Source organism: Teredinibacter haidensis (genome assembly GCF_014211975.1).
Taxonomy (GTDB): Bacteria; Pseudomonadota; Gammaproteobacteria; order Pseudomonadales; family Cellvibrionaceae; genus Teredinibacter; species Teredinibacter haidensis.
On the sequence record NZ_CP060084.1, the window covers coordinates 3192727 to 3211989 of the forward strand.

Below are 19263 nucleotides of genomic sequence, written 5' to 3' on the forward strand. Positions count from 1 at the left end.
CGCATTAGCGGGCCTAAGTGCCTGGTGTGGAGGTAGCGAAAGCTAGGGGGAGAAATTATCCGTCACATCGGCACGGGCTATCTGGTTGAACAGCAGCTCGATATTCGCGATACCTGAGCGGCTGACCCGGCCCTGGCGCACGTAGCTTGCACCGCCGGTTTCAAGCACACTTTCTTCAAAGATAAAGCGCTCCATTTCATCCCTATCGGCGTTTGCCATATGAGCAATATCTTCCGGTAAGCTGAACGACATCACCGGAAGACTGGCTATGGTGGTCGATGTTACCGCAACCTCGCCTAGCTGGCTGGAAGCGCCACTGTCACGATAGTGCTGGACAAACATAACCGAATGAGCGGCGTCGGAAGCGTTGCCATTGGCCGATACAAAGTAGGCTTGAACCTCATAACTACCGGCGGCATCACTGCCTTCTCCAATCCAGAGACTGCCCTGTAGTGAACCGGCACTTGTCTCTGCGCTACTGTTGATGACCTCATCCAAGCTCTGAGCAGGGACTGGATCATAGTTGCCCGAACCTTCGGATGTTTCCACCCAGTTCAGGGCGACAACATTGTCGCAATCCAGGTTCGCTTCAAACCAGTCATCGTGATCTTCATCGCACCAGAATGAATAGGCATCGTTCTGCGCCTGTATATGTGCAACATAAGCCACTGCGCCAGCACTGAAGTTAAGGGTTTCCGCAAGGCCTGACTCAAACTCCGGCAACAGCGCCAGCACTGGTACGCTGGCGACATCAAAGGCTTCCAATTCAACATGCATCACTTCGTAATCGACAGCCGCTCCACTGGAGGTCATTTTGATTATAGCGGTTTCGCCATTGGCAGCATCGACAAAACCATCCACCATTACCAGATCCTGCGCGCTAACAATTCCTGCAGAGCTGAGGTATCCCTGCTCACTGGCGTCCGCCGAGCTAAGATCGACCCACAAACCACTGGTAGAATCCCACTCTGTCATCACCTCCAGCTGGCCAGAGGCAATCGTTCCGTATTCGAACCATTCCTCATCGATGACACCATCGCCATCACTGTCCCAGGCCTCTCCCTCAATCCAGCTAATACCACTGGCCAGCGCCGTTTGCTCTACCACATCACTGGGCCCTTCTGCGGTCACAGACCCTTGAGCAGCGCACTCCACCAGGCCATCGTCGCTAGTGTGAGAGTCATTAAATGTGAAGGTAAATGTATCGTCGGCTGGCGAGAAGCTACCCGCTCCCGAGAAATTGTCACCGCCCACAAAGGTGAGACTGTTGTCCGATCCGAGGACTGCGCCCAGGCCTTTATCCTCATGTTCACCCATGATTTTGATAAAAACTTGGTTGCCCTTGGTATAGGTTTCCATAAAGAAGGTGCCATTTTCAGCTGATGCGCAGACGCCCGTGTCTGGGTCATAATCCAGGCTCTCTGCGGTGAAGCTTAGATCAGCGATGTACACACCAAAGATTTCGCCCACGTCTATATCACAGGCATCGCCTAGCCCAGCAACGCCCCCACTGTCAGCCTGATCCAAGTTGGCAACCAACTCGCAGTTATCCGCCATATCGGCAACACCATCACCATCGCGGTCGCCAGCCACGGGTTCGCCTGTGGGTTCGCCTGTGGGTTCGCCTGTGGGTTCACCTGTGGGTTCACCTGTGGGTTCGCCTGTGGGTTCACCTGTGGGTTCACCTGTGGGTTCACCTGTGGGTTCACCTGTGGGTTCACCTGTGGGTTCACCTGTGGGTTCGCCTGTGGGTTCACCTGTGGGTTCGCTTGTGGGTTCACCTGTGGGTTCACCTGTGGGTTCACCTGTGGGTTCACCTGTGGGTTCACCTGTGGGTTCACCTGTGGGTTCACCTGTGGGTTCGCCTGTGGGTTCACCTGTGGGTTCGCCTGTGGGTTCGCCTGTCGGTGCAGCAGGCGCTGTATAGTCAAAATTTGCCCGAACAGCGGCTCCTCCCGCTGCATTAAGACCCGCGTTCCGGTATATCTCACCCGCCATCCTCAGTCGGCCCTCGCGGACATAGCCCACACCATCAGAAGCATCCTCAACCACTGCCAGGATAATGCTTCCAGGATCCTCATCCTCGGTATCGAACTCGTGTAGGACCTTCTCAGACAATTCGAATTTAAGGATAAGATCGGCGTCGTTCGCTAAGGGGTCGATAATCATCCACTCAGATGTTACTGCCTGCCCGTCTGCATCCATCAGCGGCGACAAGGTGCCGTCGTGGTTGTCCAGATAGTAACTGGCGGTGCCAGTACTGCCTTCGGCTCCCGACGTATCCTCGCCCTGAAGGTAGGCCCTCAACTCACTACCATTATCATCACGGGCAACCCATACGCCCTGGTAGAAAGCCGTCATCGACTCATCATAACCGTGAATCATTTCCGCCAATGAGGTGGCCAATACCGGCACATTCTGGTCTTGGGGTTCCGGCCAGCTGGCCGCCATCCAGTTCAAACAGGCCAATTCCACCCCAGCCCAATCAACATCGCCACAAAACACTTCATAGGTGTCATTCTGGCTTATGGCCTTTACGGCGATAGCATTAACATCGGCGCCAAAGGTTGCGGCAGGATCGACCAAGCCCTCGTGTACCCAGTGCCGATCAACGAGGTTCATCATAGACTTACCCGAAGCCGAGAGGGCATATGCGCTCACGTTCCAACTGTTGAGCGTTACTCCACTGCGGCTTAAGCGAGACACGACAGCCATTTCGCCGCTGGTATTCACACTCATACCGGGAGAACTCTGTAACCAACCGCTATTAGTAAGTACCAACTCACCTCTATCCTCACTCCCCATATCGACCCAATTGGCCATATCGGAATCCCAGGAGAAGCTGTTATCACCCTCGCTATTGAGTAGGTTGTACCAGAACGAGATAGCGTTGCTAGCCATCTCACCCTCGTAATCCTGATGGCTTCCCGTAGTGAATAATCCACCCTCTGCACCAGAGGCATCGAGCGCCACAGATGAACTCACTTCTGGCATTGGCGTCATGACAACGGACATGAGTATGTGGCAGTTAATCGCAACGGTGCCATCCTCGAGGCTGACCTTGCGCTGCTCTTCCACACTGCCACTAATAACACCACTCGAAGCATTCATCAGGCCCTGAAAAACCAGGTGAGACTCCTCTTTCACACCCTCGCTTTCATGACGATCACCATGATCTTCAAGCACTATCTGACCCAGCGCATTAACCGTACCCCGGCCTGCATCCTCGCCCCTGAACTCGTCTTCAGCGAAATGCAATTTAAACGCTGTTCCCTCTTGTGAAATCAAGCCCACTTCCGCAGATACGTCACCAGTACTCTGCCCGCAGTCCTGATTAGCTATGGCCTGCCAGTCGTCATTGAGAACCTCAGCGCTGGCGGCCTCCACGGTGATATCCATTAGGTAGTAACCAGAAACATCGGGGGGATCGTCGCACAGATTCCCGACACCATCTTCATCGGAATCGATCTGATCGACATTGGCAACCATCGGACAGTTATCTGTGCCGTCTCCAGTTCCATCTTTATCGCTATCGCGATGCATCGGATCCGTGCCTAAAGCCTGCTCATCGATATCGCTAACGCCGTCACCATCGTCATCGGCATCCGTATTATTACCAACGCCATCACCATCAATATCGTCGGATTCGTCTGCATCGAGAGGGAAGCGGTCATCTCCGTCCGAAACGCCATCGTTATCATCGTCGCTATCACAAACGTCGCCTGTACCATCGCCATCATTATCCCCCTGAGGACCGGCTACTTCAGGACAGCTATCAAAGCTATCACCAACACCGTCACCATCAGTATCTGCAGACTGAGTACTGTCGTGCGGGAAAGCATCATCGACATCCGCAACGGAATCGTTATCATCATCCACATCGGCATTGTCGCCGGTGCCGTCTGAATCAGAGTCCATGTACTCTTCTGCGTTAAAGGGGAAGGCATCCTGCTCGTCGTCGACACCATCGTTATCGTCGTCGTTGTCAGGGGCCAATCCGCCGCTGTCAGCAGCACCATCACTATCGGAGTCGATATAATCGCCTTCTGGAACGGACGAATCGGTGTCATCCGTATCCTGCCCGACGGGCCATCCATCACCATCCACATCGGTGGCTTCGGAGGCATTCGGATCTATCGGGAAGTCATCATCAATGTCACTTACACCATCATTATCATCATCGTCATCACAGGCATTACCCCGGCCGTCGCCATCGGTATCGGTCTGATTGCTGTTGGCACGGAATTTACAGTTATCGCGATTATTCCCAACGCCATCGTGATCGGAGTCCAGGATTTCTGTTGCATCCTCCGGTAGCGCATCGGCACCATCTTTAACGCCATCACCATCGGTATCTTTCTTCGTTGCATCCGGGTCATTTACGTCGGCTAGGCCATCACCATCGGCATCACTGTCGGCGTTGTCACCCACACCATCCTTATCTAAATCTTTACTTTCACGACTATTGAAAGGAAAAGCATCGCCATCTACCGCGCGCGTATCCGGGGTGTTAGGCTGATCATCGCCATTGTTATGATTGGCAACACCATCGCCATCGATGTCATCATCTTTTCCATCGCCAATACCGTCACCATCGGTGTCCGTTGTTTCATCACCATCCAGCGGCAGATCATCGCGTTCATCGGGTACACCGTCGTTATCATCATCCGTATCAACACTGTTTCCCTTGCCATCGCCATCGCTATCGATAAAGGCAATGCCAGGGGAATCAGCGTTAGCATCGTCGGGATCCTGGCCTGCAGGCCAACCGTCCCCATCGACATCGGAAGCATCACTGGCGGTTGCATCCAGTGGAAAATCATCTTCGGTATCCGCAACACCATCACCATCGTCATCGGTGTCTGCAGCGTTACCGATACCATCGCCATCCGTATCGATTTTTTCACGGCTATCCAGAGGAAAGGCGTCATCGATGTCTTGTACCCCATCACCGTCATCGTCGGGGTCAGAATTGTTACCAACGCCGTCACGATCAGTATCGACACTTTCGCTTGGATCGTTGGGGAAATCATCAGCGGAATTGATCACACCGTCCTTATCACGGTCTGTATCCGATTCTGCTGGCTGGGCAGTGGTGGCCACGCTACCATCGGCCAGTTTTGATGTGTCGGCCGTGGCGCCGGTATCCGCTGTTTCTTCATCTAACAGCTCTTCAACCTGTTCAACCGTTTTACTCGTACCGGGAACCATTAAATGGGCTGGGTCTGTTTCTACAATAATGGCCGCATCATCTCCGTTGTACTTGTCGAGTGATCGGTTCTCACTATTTTTACCGTCAATATCGCCATCACTTAAATCGTCTGCTAGACCTTCCATAACGTCGTCGGTGGAAACCGATTCGCTATTTTGCTGAATTTGATAAATGATCGCGGCGACACCCGATATCGCCGTCCGATACTGCGCAACCTCGCTTAACTCTTCGTCAGTGTCTGTATCATTCGTCACCATTGGCGGCGCGGAAAAAATATCAACTTCAGCACCCATGCCAAATCCCAAGGCCGATATCAACTCGTCCGCAGCTTCGTCCAACCCTGAACTAAATTCGTCTGCCGTCACGCTGCCATCGTCGTCCGCTTTAGCAACCGCAAGCGCTACAGCCATGGTTGTTAGTGGCGTGGCATAAACCGGCTCACCAACACGGTCCTCCATTAACACCGTTCGCACCTGGGAAATAATGGGCGGATTACCAGTGTTTAAATCGACGGTATCCTCATCGGCTGTTACAACAATCAGGAAAGGGCCAGCTTCATCCGCCCCAATCTCCAAACCGCTAAATTGTGCCTGAGCATCCGTTTCTCCGTTATCCAGAAGCTCACCCTGTAGATTTGGTTGTGAAGTATCCAGGCGGTATAGCGCCACCGAAGCATTCGCAATAGGGCCATCTACCGCTGCACCTTTCAAGGCAATTGCAGGCGCTGGTGTCGGGTCCGGCGTAGCTGTCGGCGCAGGTGTAGGTGTCGCAACGACATCATTAGTATTCGGCCCATCGCTACCGTTGTCGCAACCGGACAACCACAGCAAAGCGCAACCGAGAAAAACAGTCTTAATTTTAGAGACCTTTTTTTGCGTACGTAGCGAAAAGGAGGAGAGAGAAGGCATATAGCGTTTTCCTAATATTTCATTAACCACATTTAGAGATTTGGCGGACAATGAAAGAAAGTATAGGAAGTAAAAAAGAGGACGTTATTTTTTCAAAAACCTAGAGCCGGAAACCGCGATCACCCGATAATTATTTGACGGGCCGAAAATCAATAACTTAGAAGCGCAAAAACAAAAACGGGATAATTCGTCAATTTATTGAATCTGCTTTTTTAAAATTAGTAACTTATTGAAATAAAAAAATCGAAAAATAAATATTTTCGTATTAAAAATTGACTATTTTATACTTTTTTTCAGCCTAAACGTTTTAGCAGGAAACAAATGATTCTATTGAGTTTTACACTAACGATCTCCACGAACCTGTTGCAAGAAAAAGGAAAGTCTCTACCTCAATCACCACAAATCTGTTTAGCTCACTTTGGCCAACGAAAATTCTGCGCGAAACATTCCCTCAGTGTCAGTCACTCTCAACTCAGAACCATGAGCACTTAGAACAGCCTTCACTATCTCCAAACCGAAGCCAACGGATCCATAGATTTTTCTCGATTGACTCCCCACGTTATCCTTGGTGTGAGCAATTTCATTCGTGATCGATAGTTGACAGTGTCCATCCTCCACACTCGAATTGACGACAATCAACGATTCCGGCGGCGAGTATTTTATTGCGTTGATCAACAAATTCATCAAGCTCTGATTTAGGCGTTTGGCATCGCACTGAACAAATACTCCTGCAGGACTCTTTTGCTCTATACGTATGCCAACCTCGCTGGCCAATAGTTCGACCGAATCCACAGCCTCTCGCAACAAGTTTTCCAGGGCAACCGGTTCCAGGTTTAAACTAAATTTTCCCGTTGTAATAGCCGAATTTTCGAGAATGGTGGAGACAAATTCCAAGGCCTGCTCTGCCGGCTTCCGTATTTTTTTTATGATTTCCCGCAGGCGCTCGTCGCTAACCGTCGTTTTTTCACCCATTTTGGCATAGCCGATAATCGTTCCAATCGGGTTTCGCAGATCGTGGGCAACATAGCCGACAAGCCTCTTTATACTCTCATTCAACTCCCGTAAGCGGTTTGTTTTATTCCGCAACAATACAAAGGAACCGATGGAGTTTGCCATAAGCATGATTAGATTATGCTCATGCTGTGAAAATCCATTTTTCCGCGGAGCCGTAGACGTGAAATTGAAAGTGCCAAATAATTTTTCCCCCACATAAATCGGCGCAGAGAGATAAGCCTCCAACTTCAGGTTCTGATAAACGGGATGACAGTTCATGTAGTCGAGTTTACCGACCTCGGGAAACCCTATAACGCGCTGGCTTTTTATGACTTCACGGCAATAGGTATCCTCCAACGCAAACTCCTGCCCCTTACAGAGTAGCTCTATTGGGCTAACCACATCGCAAATACGGTAGACGCCATTCTCCGTTACCTCACTCACAATACCCGTTTCCAAACCAAACACTTCAATTCCTGAAACGAGGTATTCGTGCATCAAGTCATCGAAACTATCAAATTTATTGGCCGTCAACAGATGTACACGCGTTAAATTTGATAGCATCGCTTTGAGTTGATCAATTTCGGGCAAAGTAGTGTCCATATCCCTATAGACCTGATCTTCAACAAAAGCAGGGTATTCCATCAGCAAAGAGTTCCATACGAGGTGTTTGACACAACCCAATTATAGTTATAGTAGAAGCCATTCAACCAATGCTCTTTTTACAGACATAAAAAAACCGCTGGTACTTTCAGCGGTTTTTTCGGGAGCAGAATTAGGCAATCAACACTGGCCTATTCGAACGGATTACGAAGTACAATCGTTTCCACGCGATCTGGACCTGTGGAAATAATGTCCGCCGTAATACCCACTAGCTCTTCCAGACGACGGATGTAGTTACGTGCAGCTTGCGGTAATCCCTCTATCGATTTAACGCCAACAGTGGAGTCGCTCCAGCCCGGCATGGACTCATACACGGGCTGTACATCCTCCCAGCCCTCGGCATCGCACGGAATGGTAATACTCTCACCAGCGCTATTTTTATAGCCCACGCATATTTTAACCTCTTTAAGACCATCCAACACATCAAGCTTAGTGAGGCACATGCCACTCATGCTATTGATACGCACCGCATATTTTACCGCAACGGCGTCAAACCAGCCGGTGCGACGCTTACGACCGGTGGTAGCGCCAAATTCATGGCCTTTAACACCAAGATGCTCACCCACTTCACACTCGAGTTCAGTCGGAAAGGGGCCCGAGCCGACGCGGGTCGTGTAGGCTTTAGTAATACCCAGTATATAATCCAGATAGAGAGGCCCAAAACCAGAACCCGTCGCTGTACCACCTGCGGTAGTATTTGATGATGTCACAAAAGGATAGGTACCGTGATCAATATCCAGCAGGGAGCCCTGCGCACCTTCAAACAGAATGTTTTTGCCACTCTCACGCGCGTTATGTAGCTCATCAACAACGTCGGCAATCATTGGGACTAACTCTTTCGCCAATTCCAATGCCTGCTCTAAAACCTCATCATAACTAACAGCTTCTGCGCCATAGTAATGAGTAAGCGCAAAGTTATGGTATTCCACAACATCTTTCAACTTACCTGCAAAACGTTCGGCATTAAGTAGGTCTCCCAAGCGCAAACCACGACGTGATACTTTGTCTTCATAGGCTGGCCCAATGCCACGTCCGGTAGTCCCGATCTTAGCTTTACCGCGCTTAGTCTCGCGAGCCTGATCCAAAGCTACGTGATAAGGTAAAATTAGCGGGCAGGCTGGAGATAAACGCAAGCGCTCGCGCACAGGGACACCCTGCTCTTCCAACTGTCGAATCTCTTTCATCAGCGCATCCGGCGCCAGCACCACACCATTACCAATAAAGCAGGTAACGTGTTCATGCAAAATACCGGAAGGAATCAAATGTAAAATCGTCGTTTTACCTTCAATAACCAAGGTATGGCCGGCATTGTGCCCCCCCTGAAACCGGGCAACGTGGGATACCTGCTCGGTCAGCAGATCCACTATTTTACCTTTACCCTCGTCACCCCATTGGGTGCCCAACACCACGACATTTTTACCCATTTTTAGCCCACGCTCTCTTTGCTAATCAATCCCGGCGGCAGAACTACCACCCATTGTTAAATTGGTTGAACCTCAAACTTACCATCGCACTCAACGAGTACGTAGTCACAGTTTTGATGATCAAACGGTTTTTGCTGACCAGAAAGAGCTATAACAACACGCTCTCCTGCTGCCCGCAATTCACATACTTTCTGCCAAGACTCGGTAGATTCGGCACAAGGCGCAAAGATACCGGAAATTTCAGCGTCGGCAACCTCTGCGACGCGGCTCACAGCCGTGATATCTACATTGAAACCCGTTGCCGGGCGCGGGCGACCAAAAGCTTCGCCAATATGATCGTAACGACCACCGTTGGCAATAGCTTCTCCCAACCCTGGTGCAAACGCACCAAAAACAATACCCGTGTGGTAGTGGTAACCACGTAACTCACTCAGATCAAAATAAAGCTGTGCTTCCGGGTAGCGAGGCTGCAGTACCGCCGCCAGCTCGGCCAACTCATCCAGCGCTACGGCAACTTCAGCGGGCGCTTCGGCAAACGCTTCCTGGGCCTTGGCCAGGATACTGACGCTGCCCGATAGATTTGGCAACGCCATAAACCAGCTGCGTACCATCTCATCATCGACATTCTGATCCAGCCAATTTTGGATTTCTGTCGAGGCTTTCGCCTGTAATAACGTAAACAGGCTCTCTTCTTCCGACTCGCTCAATCCAGCGACTTCGGCCAATGCCCGGAATATACCGACATGGCCGATATCGAGATACTGTTTTTCAAATCCTGCAGTTTGTAACGAATCTAGCAACAGGCTAACGACTTCGATATCCGCATCGATTCCCGCTTCACCAAAAAGCTCAATTCCCGCCCACACCGGCGTGCGAGATGCCAGCGGCGCTTTCGGACGAGTATGCAGAACATGTCCGGCGTAGCACAGGCGGTTAACCCCTTCTCGCTTAAGACTGTGGGCATCCATTCGAGCCGCTTGCGGTGTCATATCCGCACGAATACCCATGGTTCTTCCGGACATTTGATCCGTCACTTTAAAGGTTAACAATTCAATGTCGCGCCCAGAGCCCGTTAACAAAGAATCGGTAAATTCCACCATCGGAGGCATAACATAATCGTAGCCCCAGCGTCTGAATCCATCGACCAAACGGCGGCGCAGGCTTTCAACCTTATTCGCCTCGGCAGGCAACATTTCCTCAATTCCGTCTGGCAGCAACCAGCGGTCAACTCTACTCATAATTTGGTTTTTCTCAATTAGTCATTATCAACAGCAAAGCCAGTCCGATTAGCATGCTCACAAGCCCCATTATTCGCAGGCGCCGATCATCAATAAACGCCAGTGTGGCGACCAGCTTGCGCCAACGATCAGGGTATAGAAAAGGCAATATCCCCTCTATGATCAGCATCAGGCAAAAGGCTTTACCGAGTTCTTCCCACATAGTTTTAAACTGCTTTTCGAGAGTTGAAAATTATTTGCGAAGCCTAGAGGCTAAAACCATTAGCACTGCAGTTTAACGCTTCTGCTCAACAGCCCCCGACAACATAGATTCAAGGCCATCCCCGGGAGAGGTATTCACAGAGAGGTCATCATGGAGATAAATCCATGATGGCACGGAGCTTGGTGTAACTGAAGAGCTTATAGAAGCCTCTTTCTCTCCAGACCAATAGCGGCCGGTATTGCGCTATTTTGTACCAGGGCGAGCAAGGATACCAATGCGCAACCCATGATTGCTATCTGTATCCCCCAGTCCCGGACATAAAAAAACCGGCTCTGACCGAGCCGGTTACGGGATTTTACCACGATTCTATAGGCTATTTACCTTTGGAATCTTTCATATAACGGAAGAATTCACTGTCTGGATCAACCAACAAGATATCTTCCTTACTATTAAAGGTCCGCTTGTAGGCACTCAGACTGCGCATGAAGGAATAAAACTCCGGATCACGCTTGTAAGCAGACGCATAGATAGCTGCTGCCCGAGCATCACCTTCACCGCGTAGCAACTCTGCATCACGATAAGCTTCCGCTTCAATAATCGTACGCTGACGCTCAGCATCGGCACGAATAATTTCGGCCTGTTCTTTACCCATTGAGCGGTGCTCCTGGGCTTCCCGTTCACGTTCGGCACGCATACGGCTATAGACCGGATCACTCACTTCGGTAGGCAAATCAATTTTCTTAACCCGCACATCAACGACCTCGATACCCAGTGACGTCTGAGTAAATTCGTTCAGCTGACTGGTGAGATCGACCATCAGCTGGTCTCGCTCCCCGCTTACCACTTCCTGTAGTGACCGTTGAGCGAACTGGTTGCGCAAACCCTCGTTGATACGCTGCTCCAACAAACGCTTGGCCCGCAGCTCTTCACCGTTAGTCGCCGTATAGTAGGTATCCACATTAATGATGCGCCACTTAGCGAAGCTATCCACCATCATGCTTTTCTTTTCTACGGTAAGGAATCGCTCGGGACGAGCATCCAAGGTCAATATGCGACCATCAAACTTACGCACTTCCTGAACTAGTGGAATCTTGATCTTCAGCCCTGGAGACAGGTCGGGATTAGAGACTCGCCCCAAATGCAACAGTACTCCGCGCTCATATTGATTAACGATATAGAGCGAGTTGGCCAGAATAATTACCACCAGCAGAGAAATGAATAATGCAATAAAAGCTCTTACAGACATATTTATCTCCCCTCTCTACGACGCGAACTCAACCCGCTATCGTCTTGACGCAACTGTTCCTTAACCTGATCAGTCAACGTGTTGATCTCCGCTGCATTCAAACCACGAGCAGCCGATTGCTGGCTGTTGCCGACAATTTTATCCAGTGGCAGATACAACAGATTATTACCACCCTTAACGTCGATCAGAACTTTAGAGCTATTGGCCATAACCTCTTCAACAGCATCCAGATAGAGACGCTGACGAGTAACGTCGGGCGCTTTTTTGTATTCTTCCAACAAATACTCAAAACGTTTGGCCTCACCCTCGGCTTCGGCAATTACTTTTTGCTTGTAGGCCGTTGCCTCTTCTTTCACACTCTGCGCAGCACCGCGAGCTTCGGGAATAATACCGTTGGAGTAGGCCTGGGCTTGGTTTTTATAACGCTCCTCGTCTTCGCGAGCTTCGATCACTTCATCGAAAGCTCCCTGTACCTGGCGTGGAGGGTTGGAATCTTCGATGTTTACCTTGTCGATACGAATACCGGTAGTGTAAGCATTCAGATACATCTGCAGGCGGTCCTGCACTTCGAACGCGACCTGCTCACGACCTTCAGTAAGCACATCGTGCATGCGTGTCGAACCGGCAACATGACGCAGAGCACTGTTAGTCGCCTGCCTCAAGCTCTCCTCCGGATCTTTAACTCTCAACACAAAAGCCTCGGCATCATCAATGATGTACTGCACCGACAGCTTGATATCGACAATATTGAGATCTTTGGTCAGCATCTGTTCGGACGTTTGCCACTGACGGACATTGGTTACGTTAACGGTATAGATCTTGTCTATCAAAGGTGGATTCCAGCGAAACCCCGGACCGATAGTCGTGTCGTAGTTACCCAGACGCAGAACAACAGCGCGTTCCTGCTCGTTGACCACACCGGCTCCCACTACCAGATAAACACCAACCAGTACCAACGCACCAATAATCAGTATTCCCCGGCCAAAACCACTATTTGAACCAGAGCCTGATCCACCACCTGGCTTACCACCACCAAATAGAGCGGAAAACTTTTTCTGTATTTTTTTTAGCGCTTCGTCTAGATCGGGAGGACCGTCATTGCCACGATTGCCACCCCCCCAGGGGTCTTTATTGTTACCACCCGGTTCATTCCAGGCCATAGGTTACTCCGTCTTTTTATGATTTGATGACACGATATAAAGGTGATTTGCCAGTTTTCAACTGCCAAGCTGAATTCTTAAGGCCTATACGGCGAGCCGTTGCACGCCGCTACCCTCATCCTTGGAATTAATTAACGCCTGAAGATTTATTTTTTCGGCTGAAAGCATACGCTTGAGATCCACTTCGGGCAAACGAATCTCTAATTCACAAGAGCCATCACTATGGAAGTTTTCACTCTGAACTGCATTCTGGCGATATAGGCGAGCTCTTAGACTGCCCATAGAGGCCTGTAGACAGATACTCTCATGAAAGATGTCCTCTGTAAGCAAGTCAGCTATAGCGGTGAACAGCATCTCGATACCGGAACCATCTTTCGCGGCCTGCTGCGCCGATAACCACACAGCAACGGGACGCCCCTGATCATCGCGATCGATACGCGGCGCCATATCGCCCATTAAATCAATTTTGTTATACACCAGCAGCCGGGGAATTTCGTGCGCTTCGATTTCTTCGAGCACTAGATCTACCTGCTCTATATTATGCAGGCGCTCTTCTGCAGCAGCATCAATAATATGGAGCAAAAGATCGGCACTGGCGGCTTCCTCCAGAGTTGCGCGGAAGGATTCAACCAAGCGGTGGGGCAAATTACTAATAAACCCTACGGTATCGGCGAGCACTGCAGCACCCACATCAGGTAGGCTAATGCGGCGCATGGTGGGGTCAAGTGTCGCGAACAACTGATCCTGAACATAGACACCCGCATTGGTAATGGCGTTAAACAGCGTGCTTTTACCGGCATTGGTGTACCCCACCAATGAAACGGTGGGGATATCCGCACGGCTGCGAGCTCGTCGCCCCTGCTCTCGCTGCTTGCGAACCTTATCCAGCCGCTTACCAATAGTTTTGATGCGCGCGCGCAGCAGACGGCGATCACTTTCCAGCTGGGTTTCACCTGGACCACGCAAACCAATACCACCTTTCTGTCGCTCCAAGTGGGTCCACCCGCGTATCAGGCGTGTCGACATATGCTCCAGTTGGGCCAGCTCTACCTGCAATTTACCTTCGTGAGTACGGGCTCGCTGCGCAAAGATATCCAGGATCAATCCTGTTCTATCCAGCACTCTACACTCCAGCGCCTTTTCCAAGTTACGTTCCTGACTTGGAGACAGCTCGTGATTAAAAATCACCAGCTCCGCTTCATGTGTTCGAACCAAATCCTGCAGCTCTTCAAGCTTACCAGTGCCAATAAAATACTTGGGGTGGGGGGCCGAGCGTTTACCTGAGAGCATTTCCACCGGATCTCCGCCAGCGGACAGCACGAGCTCTTCAAACTCTCTAGGGTCGTCAGTGTTTGCAAATTGGGGCAGTTCCAGATGAACCAGTATCGCCAGCTCGCCTGAGTCAGGTCTATCGAAAAACAAAAAAATCTCCGCGTTGAGACAAAGAAAAAGCAGCGTTCGAGAACTTGACAATATTTTTTTGCCAGGCCCTGCTTTTACTGCTTTGCACTCTAACTCTTAACTTATTCACCAGCCTCCATATCTTCGTTACCGGTTGCTTCTGCGTTCAACATGGGTACACGAACAGGGCGGGAAGGTACAACAGTAGAAATAGCATGCTTATAAACCATTTGGCTTACAGTGTTTTTAAGCAAAACTACGAACTGGTCAAAAGACTCAACTTGGCCTTGAAGCTTAATGCCGTTAACCAGGTAAATGGACACAGGAATGCGCTCTTTACGCAGCACATTAAGGTAAGGGTCTTGTAAGCTATGCCCTTTTGACATGGGTATTCTCCTCATAAGGAACAAAAAAGTAAGTAGGCACTTATCTAGATAAGTTAATGACTATTTGCACTAAAAAAGAACATATAACAGTACGAAATATCAACTTAAGTAGAATCAGCGTAAGCGTATAAATTGACTATAGTCGCTTGGGCCGGAATGTCACGATCAATCAACACCCATCCAGAAAAAGTGCCGGTTTGTTCAGTTCTTGACCCGAAACGGGCTTTTCTCGTCAATGAAAAGACCTATGCCCATTATATGGTGGTTTGATCCAGAATTCTCAATGCTTTAATCACAATTTCATGTGACGTTAATGATTTGCCGGTTTCATTTTGGGTATAAAGCCAATTGACCTTCGCCCAGGAGCGCAACCAGGTTAACTGCCGCTTGGCTAATTGACGGGTCGCCGCCTTGCCTTTGTCGATCATTTGCTCGTAGCTATTCTCTCCGGCAAGAAAATCCCAGACCTGTCGGTAGCCCACAGCTTTGATCGCGGGCAGATCGGCATTGAGGCCAGGGCAATCGAACAGCGCTTTGACTTCATCGACAAGACCCAGTTCAAGCATTTTTTCAAATCGATCACTAATGCGTTGATGCAGAATACTGCGATCCCTTGGTGCGATAGCGATTTGAACCCAGTCGTAATCATCCAATAAACCACCAATATTTTTCTGGCGGCACTCGCTAATGGGTTTGCCGCTTATTCTATAGACCTCTAGCGCCCGAGAAATGCGTTGTGAATGATTGGGGTGTAAATTGGCTGCCGTTTCGGGGTCGACCTCCTGTAACTGCTGATGAAGATAGGGCCAGCCGTACTTCTGTGCCTCAGCGTCCAGCTGCGCGCGCACTGCCGGATCAGCGGCCGGCATATCGGCCAGCCCTTCCAGCAACGTTTTGAAATACAACATTGTGCCACCAACCAATAGCGGAATTTTCCCGCTGGCGACAATAACCTCCATTTCGCGGCGGGCATCGGCGGCAAATTCGGCAGTAGAATAGGGCTCTGAAGGGTCGCGGATATCAATAAGTCTGTGCGGGGCTTTTGCCAACTCATCGGCACAGGGCTTGGCCGAGCCTATATTCATCCCCCGATACACCAACGCCGAATCGACACTAATAATTTCGGCCCCTACCTGTTGATGCAGAGCAATAGCCAACTCTGTTTTACCCGAAGCCGTCGGCCCCATTAACGCAATTGCGCGTGGCTTGCCCGCAATATGAGTAGCAACAGAAGACCTCACTACTGGCCCCGCATAAACAGCTTGTCTAACTGTGTCATGGTAAGTTGGCTCCAGGTGGGACGACCGTGATTGCACTGGCCGCTGCGCTCGGTGGCTTCCATATCGCGCAAGAGGCCATTCATTTCAGCGATCGTGAGTTTGCGATTGGCGCGTACGGAGCCGTGGCAGGCCATGGTGCCAAGAATCTCATTAATATTCTGCTGAATACGCTGGCTTGTACCATAGGTTATAAGGTCTGCCAGCACATCCCTTACCAATTGTTCCACATCGGCGCGATTTAGAATGACGGGCAGCTGGCGAATCAGCAGCGACTCCGGGCCAGCTCTTTCCAGCTCAAAACCCAAACGGGTAAAAATATCCTGGCACTCCTGTGCGCAATCGGCCTCTTTTTCGCTAACGGCCATCGATTGCGGCACCAGAAGCGGCTGCGATTGAATGCTCTGCAACTCCTGCTGAACCTTCATACGCTCATAAATAATACGCTCGTGGGCCGCGTGCATATCGACCACCACCATGCCTTGCGCATTTTCGGCAAGAATATAAATACCTTTGAGCTGGGCCACCGCATAACCGAGAGGAGGGATATCACCCTGGTCATCGAAAACAACTGCAGACGATTCAGGCTGTGGCGTCGTAAACGCGGGCGCCGGATTGTACTGTGGTTGATAGCCTGCCGATGCTTCCGATACCTGAAGCTGAGCACCAGCACCAAAAGGCGCCGAGGCACTGCGGCCAGCCAACCCCAAACTCGCCTGCTCCGGCTCAACGTCCTGCTGCGGGACATAGCTCTGTGAAGGTGCTGCGGTAGCATCCGATGGCCGAACATCCGCCAAGGCTTTGTGCAGGCTGCGAAATAGAAAATCGTGAACCAAGCGGTTATCGCGAAAGCGCACTTCGTGCTTGGTGGGATGAACATTCACATCCACATTGGCGGGATCAAGCTCCAGGTACAAAACAAAAGCGGGATGACGACCATGATAAAGCACATCCTGATAGGCTTGCTTGATGGCATGGCTGACCAGCCGATCACGAATAGCTCGGCCATTGACATAAAAATGCTGTAAATCGGCCTGACTGCGGGAAAACGTTGGCAGCGCGACCCACCCCCATAGACGCAAACCCGCTCGCTCGATATCCACATGCACACTGTTTTCCATAAACGCCGGACCGCATATCTGCGCGACCCTACGCTCCTGCTCCGGCTGGCCATCTGCGGGCCGCCAGCTGTGAATGACTCGGCCATTGTTCTTCAGCGAAAACCCCAGCTCAAAACGAGAAAGCGCTATGCGCTTCAGCACATCTTCTATGCGTGAATACTCCGTCTTTTCAGTACGCAAAAACTTTCGTCGTGCTGGCGTATTAAAAAATAAATCGCGCACTTCTACGGAGGTACCGCGCGGGTGCCCTGCTGGCGTCACCCGCGTCTCCATTTCACGACCCTCGGCTTCCACGCACCAGCCACTGTCGCTCTCGCCATCGTTACTGGTGAGTTTTAAACGAGCAACCGAACTGATACTGGCCAGCGCTTCGCCGCGAAACCCCAGCGTTCCAACAGCCTCCAGATCATCGAGACTTAATATTTTACTGGTGGCGTGACGACTTAAAGCCAAGGGCAAATCATCTTTGCCAATCCCTTGCCCGTTATCGCGCACACGAATTAGTTTAATTCCACCATTTTCAATTTCCACGTCCAGCTGTTTTGCACCAGAGTCCACACTGTTTTCCATCAGCTCTTTAATAACTGATGCGGGACGCTCGACAACTTCACCCGCCGCAATCTGGTTGGCCAGTCGCGGGCTGAGTTTTTGGATTTTATTCATGTAATCTCTTTAGGAGGTCGGTATTCGCAACACCTGACCAATTTTGATATGAGAACCAGACAAGTTATTGACCGCTTTAATGCGTGCAACACTGACGTTATACCGGCTGGCAATGGCCGTGAGAGTATCGCCTCGGGATATGGTGTGCTGAACGGCAGTATTAGCACCGCCATTTTTTTGCCAGGCAACGTAAGAACCCGCCGGTGGGGTTTCGTGAAAATAGGACTTCACCCCCTTAAAAATGGCCTGCGCCAACTTTTTGCGGTGGCCGAAAGTATTGAGCTTTGCCGCTTCGGCGGGATTGGAAATAAAACCGGTTTCCACCAGTATCGAAGGTACATCCGGTGATTTCAATACGGCGAAACCCGCCTGCTCAACCTGATGCTTGTGCAAGCGGGTCACTCCACCGATTTCTTTTAACACTTTATCACCCACCTCCAGGCTGTTTGCCAGCGAAGCGGTCATAGACAAATCCACCAGTACACTAGCGAGCGTTTCATCAACGGTCCCCAGATCCACACCACCAACACCGCCGATCAGATCCGCTTCGTTTTCCTTTGAAGCCAAAAAACGAGCGGTCTCGGATGTGGCGCCACGGCGGGACAGCGCAAACACCGAAGCACCTCTTGCCTTCGGATTTTTAAATGCATCCGCATGAATGGATATAAAGATATCGGCACGCACTTTTCGCGCTTTATTGCGGCGTTCACGCAACGGAATATAGTAGTCGCCAGTACGCACCATATTGGCTTTATAACCCGATTCGGCGTTGACCATCCGCTCCAACTGTTGACTGATTTTGTACACCACATCTTTTTCGTAAATTTTTCGAGGCCCCAAAGCGCCAGGGTCTTCACCACCGTGACCGGCATCAATGGCGACAATAATATCGCGCCTGCCCGTATCCACAGTTACAACCTGATCCACCGTCTTAACCGTTTCGGTTTTCGCATCATATAAATCGACAACCAAGCGATCCTGTTTATCGCCGTGCTTGAGCAGCACAAAGGTGCGGGGCTTCACTTCCGAATTAAGATCAAGTACAACTCGCAAATTTTTGTTGTGCTTTCCAAAACGCAATTGTTTGATAGGAGTATCGGAAAAATCCAGGGAAGATATCGAAGCCTTACTAGTAGTACCGCCGATATCAACCACTATTCGCGAGGGGTTTTTCAGCTGGAAAACAGAATGCTCTACAGGGCCACTTAAATCGAAAACCAAGCGGGTGTGATCCGGCGCTCGCCACAGTCGTACGCTATCGATGTTTGCAGCCAGTACGGGGGAGCAACAAAAAAGTATACAAGCGCTGAATAGCAGCGTCTTGCCTGTATTGCTAAGTGCGTACAACGCCTTCACTCCCAATTCCCCA

General features: G+C 50.5%; 12 protein-coding genes. All 12 read right to left on the reverse strand.

Annotated elements, in window-relative coordinates; translation table 11 throughout:
- Positions 1 to 42 precede the first annotated feature (42 nt).
- A complete protein-coding gene (locus tag H5715_RS12715) occupies positions 43 to 6120 on the reverse strand; it encodes a PT domain-containing protein (RefSeq protein WP_185906530.1) in 6078 nt (2025 codons plus the stop codon).
- Positions 6121 to 6528: 408 nt separating this feature from the next.
- Positions 6529 to 7758, reverse strand: a complete 1230-nt coding sequence (locus tag H5715_RS12720) for a GAF domain-containing sensor histidine kinase (protein ID WP_075185452.1) — start codon at positions 7756 to 7758, stop codon at positions 6529 to 6531.
- A 149-nt stretch (positions 7759 to 7907) separates the two neighbouring features.
- Entirely contained in the window at positions 7908 to 9200 is a 1293-nt protein-coding gene (locus H5715_RS12725) for an adenylosuccinate synthase (RefSeq protein WP_075185451.1), read from the reverse strand.
- Positions 9201 to 9256: 56 nt separating this feature from the next.
- Positions 9257 to 10438: an ATP phosphoribosyltransferase regulatory subunit gene (locus tag H5715_RS12730; protein ID WP_075185450.1), complete on the reverse strand. Its 1182-nt coding sequence runs from the start codon at positions 10436 to 10438 to the stop codon at positions 9257 to 9259.
- A 13-nt stretch (positions 10439 to 10451) separates the two neighbouring features.
- Positions 10452 to 10640, reverse strand: a complete 189-nt coding sequence (locus tag H5715_RS12735) for a DUF2065 domain-containing protein (RefSeq protein ID WP_075185449.1) — start codon at positions 10638 to 10640, stop codon at positions 10452 to 10454.
- 373 nt (positions 10641 to 11013) lie between these two features.
- Entirely contained in the window at positions 11014 to 11886 is an 873-nt protein-coding gene (gene hflC / locus H5715_RS12740; protein WP_075185448.1) for a protease modulator HflC, read from the reverse strand.
- Between the two features lie 2 nt (positions 11887 to 11888).
- On the reverse strand, positions 11889 to 13046 hold the full coding sequence (hflK, locus tag H5715_RS12745) for an FtsH protease activity modulator HflK (protein ID WP_075185447.1): 1158 nt from the start codon (positions 13044 to 13046) through the stop codon (positions 11889 to 11891).
- A gap of 84 nt (positions 13047 to 13130) precedes the next feature.
- Positions 13131 to 14468, reverse strand: coding sequence for a ribosome rescue GTPase HflX (hflX, locus tag H5715_RS12750; RefSeq protein WP_075185446.1), 1338 nt, complete (start codon positions 14466 to 14468; stop codon positions 13131 to 13133).
- A gap of 101 nt (positions 14469 to 14569) precedes the next feature.
- Positions 14570 to 14833, reverse strand: coding sequence for an RNA chaperone Hfq (hfq, locus tag H5715_RS12755; protein WP_075185445.1), 264 nt, complete (start codon positions 14831 to 14833; stop codon positions 14570 to 14572).
- A gap of 254 nt (positions 14834 to 15087) precedes the next feature.
- Complete coding sequence (miaA, locus tag H5715_RS12760) at positions 15088 to 16020, reverse strand: tRNA (adenosine(37)-N6)-dimethylallyltransferase MiaA (RefSeq protein ID WP_083608004.1); 933 nt, start codon at positions 16018 to 16020, stop codon at positions 15088 to 15090.
- A gap of 53 nt (positions 16021 to 16073) precedes the next feature.
- A complete protein-coding gene (gene mutL, locus H5715_RS12765; RefSeq protein WP_075185443.1) occupies positions 16074 to 17894 on the reverse strand; it encodes a DNA mismatch repair endonuclease MutL in 1821 nt (606 codons plus the stop codon).
- A gap of 9 nt (positions 17895 to 17903) precedes the next feature.
- A complete protein-coding gene (locus H5715_RS12770; RefSeq protein WP_075185456.1) occupies positions 17904 to 19211 on the reverse strand; it encodes an N-acetylmuramoyl-L-alanine amidase in 1308 nt (435 codons plus the stop codon).
- Positions 19212 to 19263 lie beyond the last annotated feature (52 nt).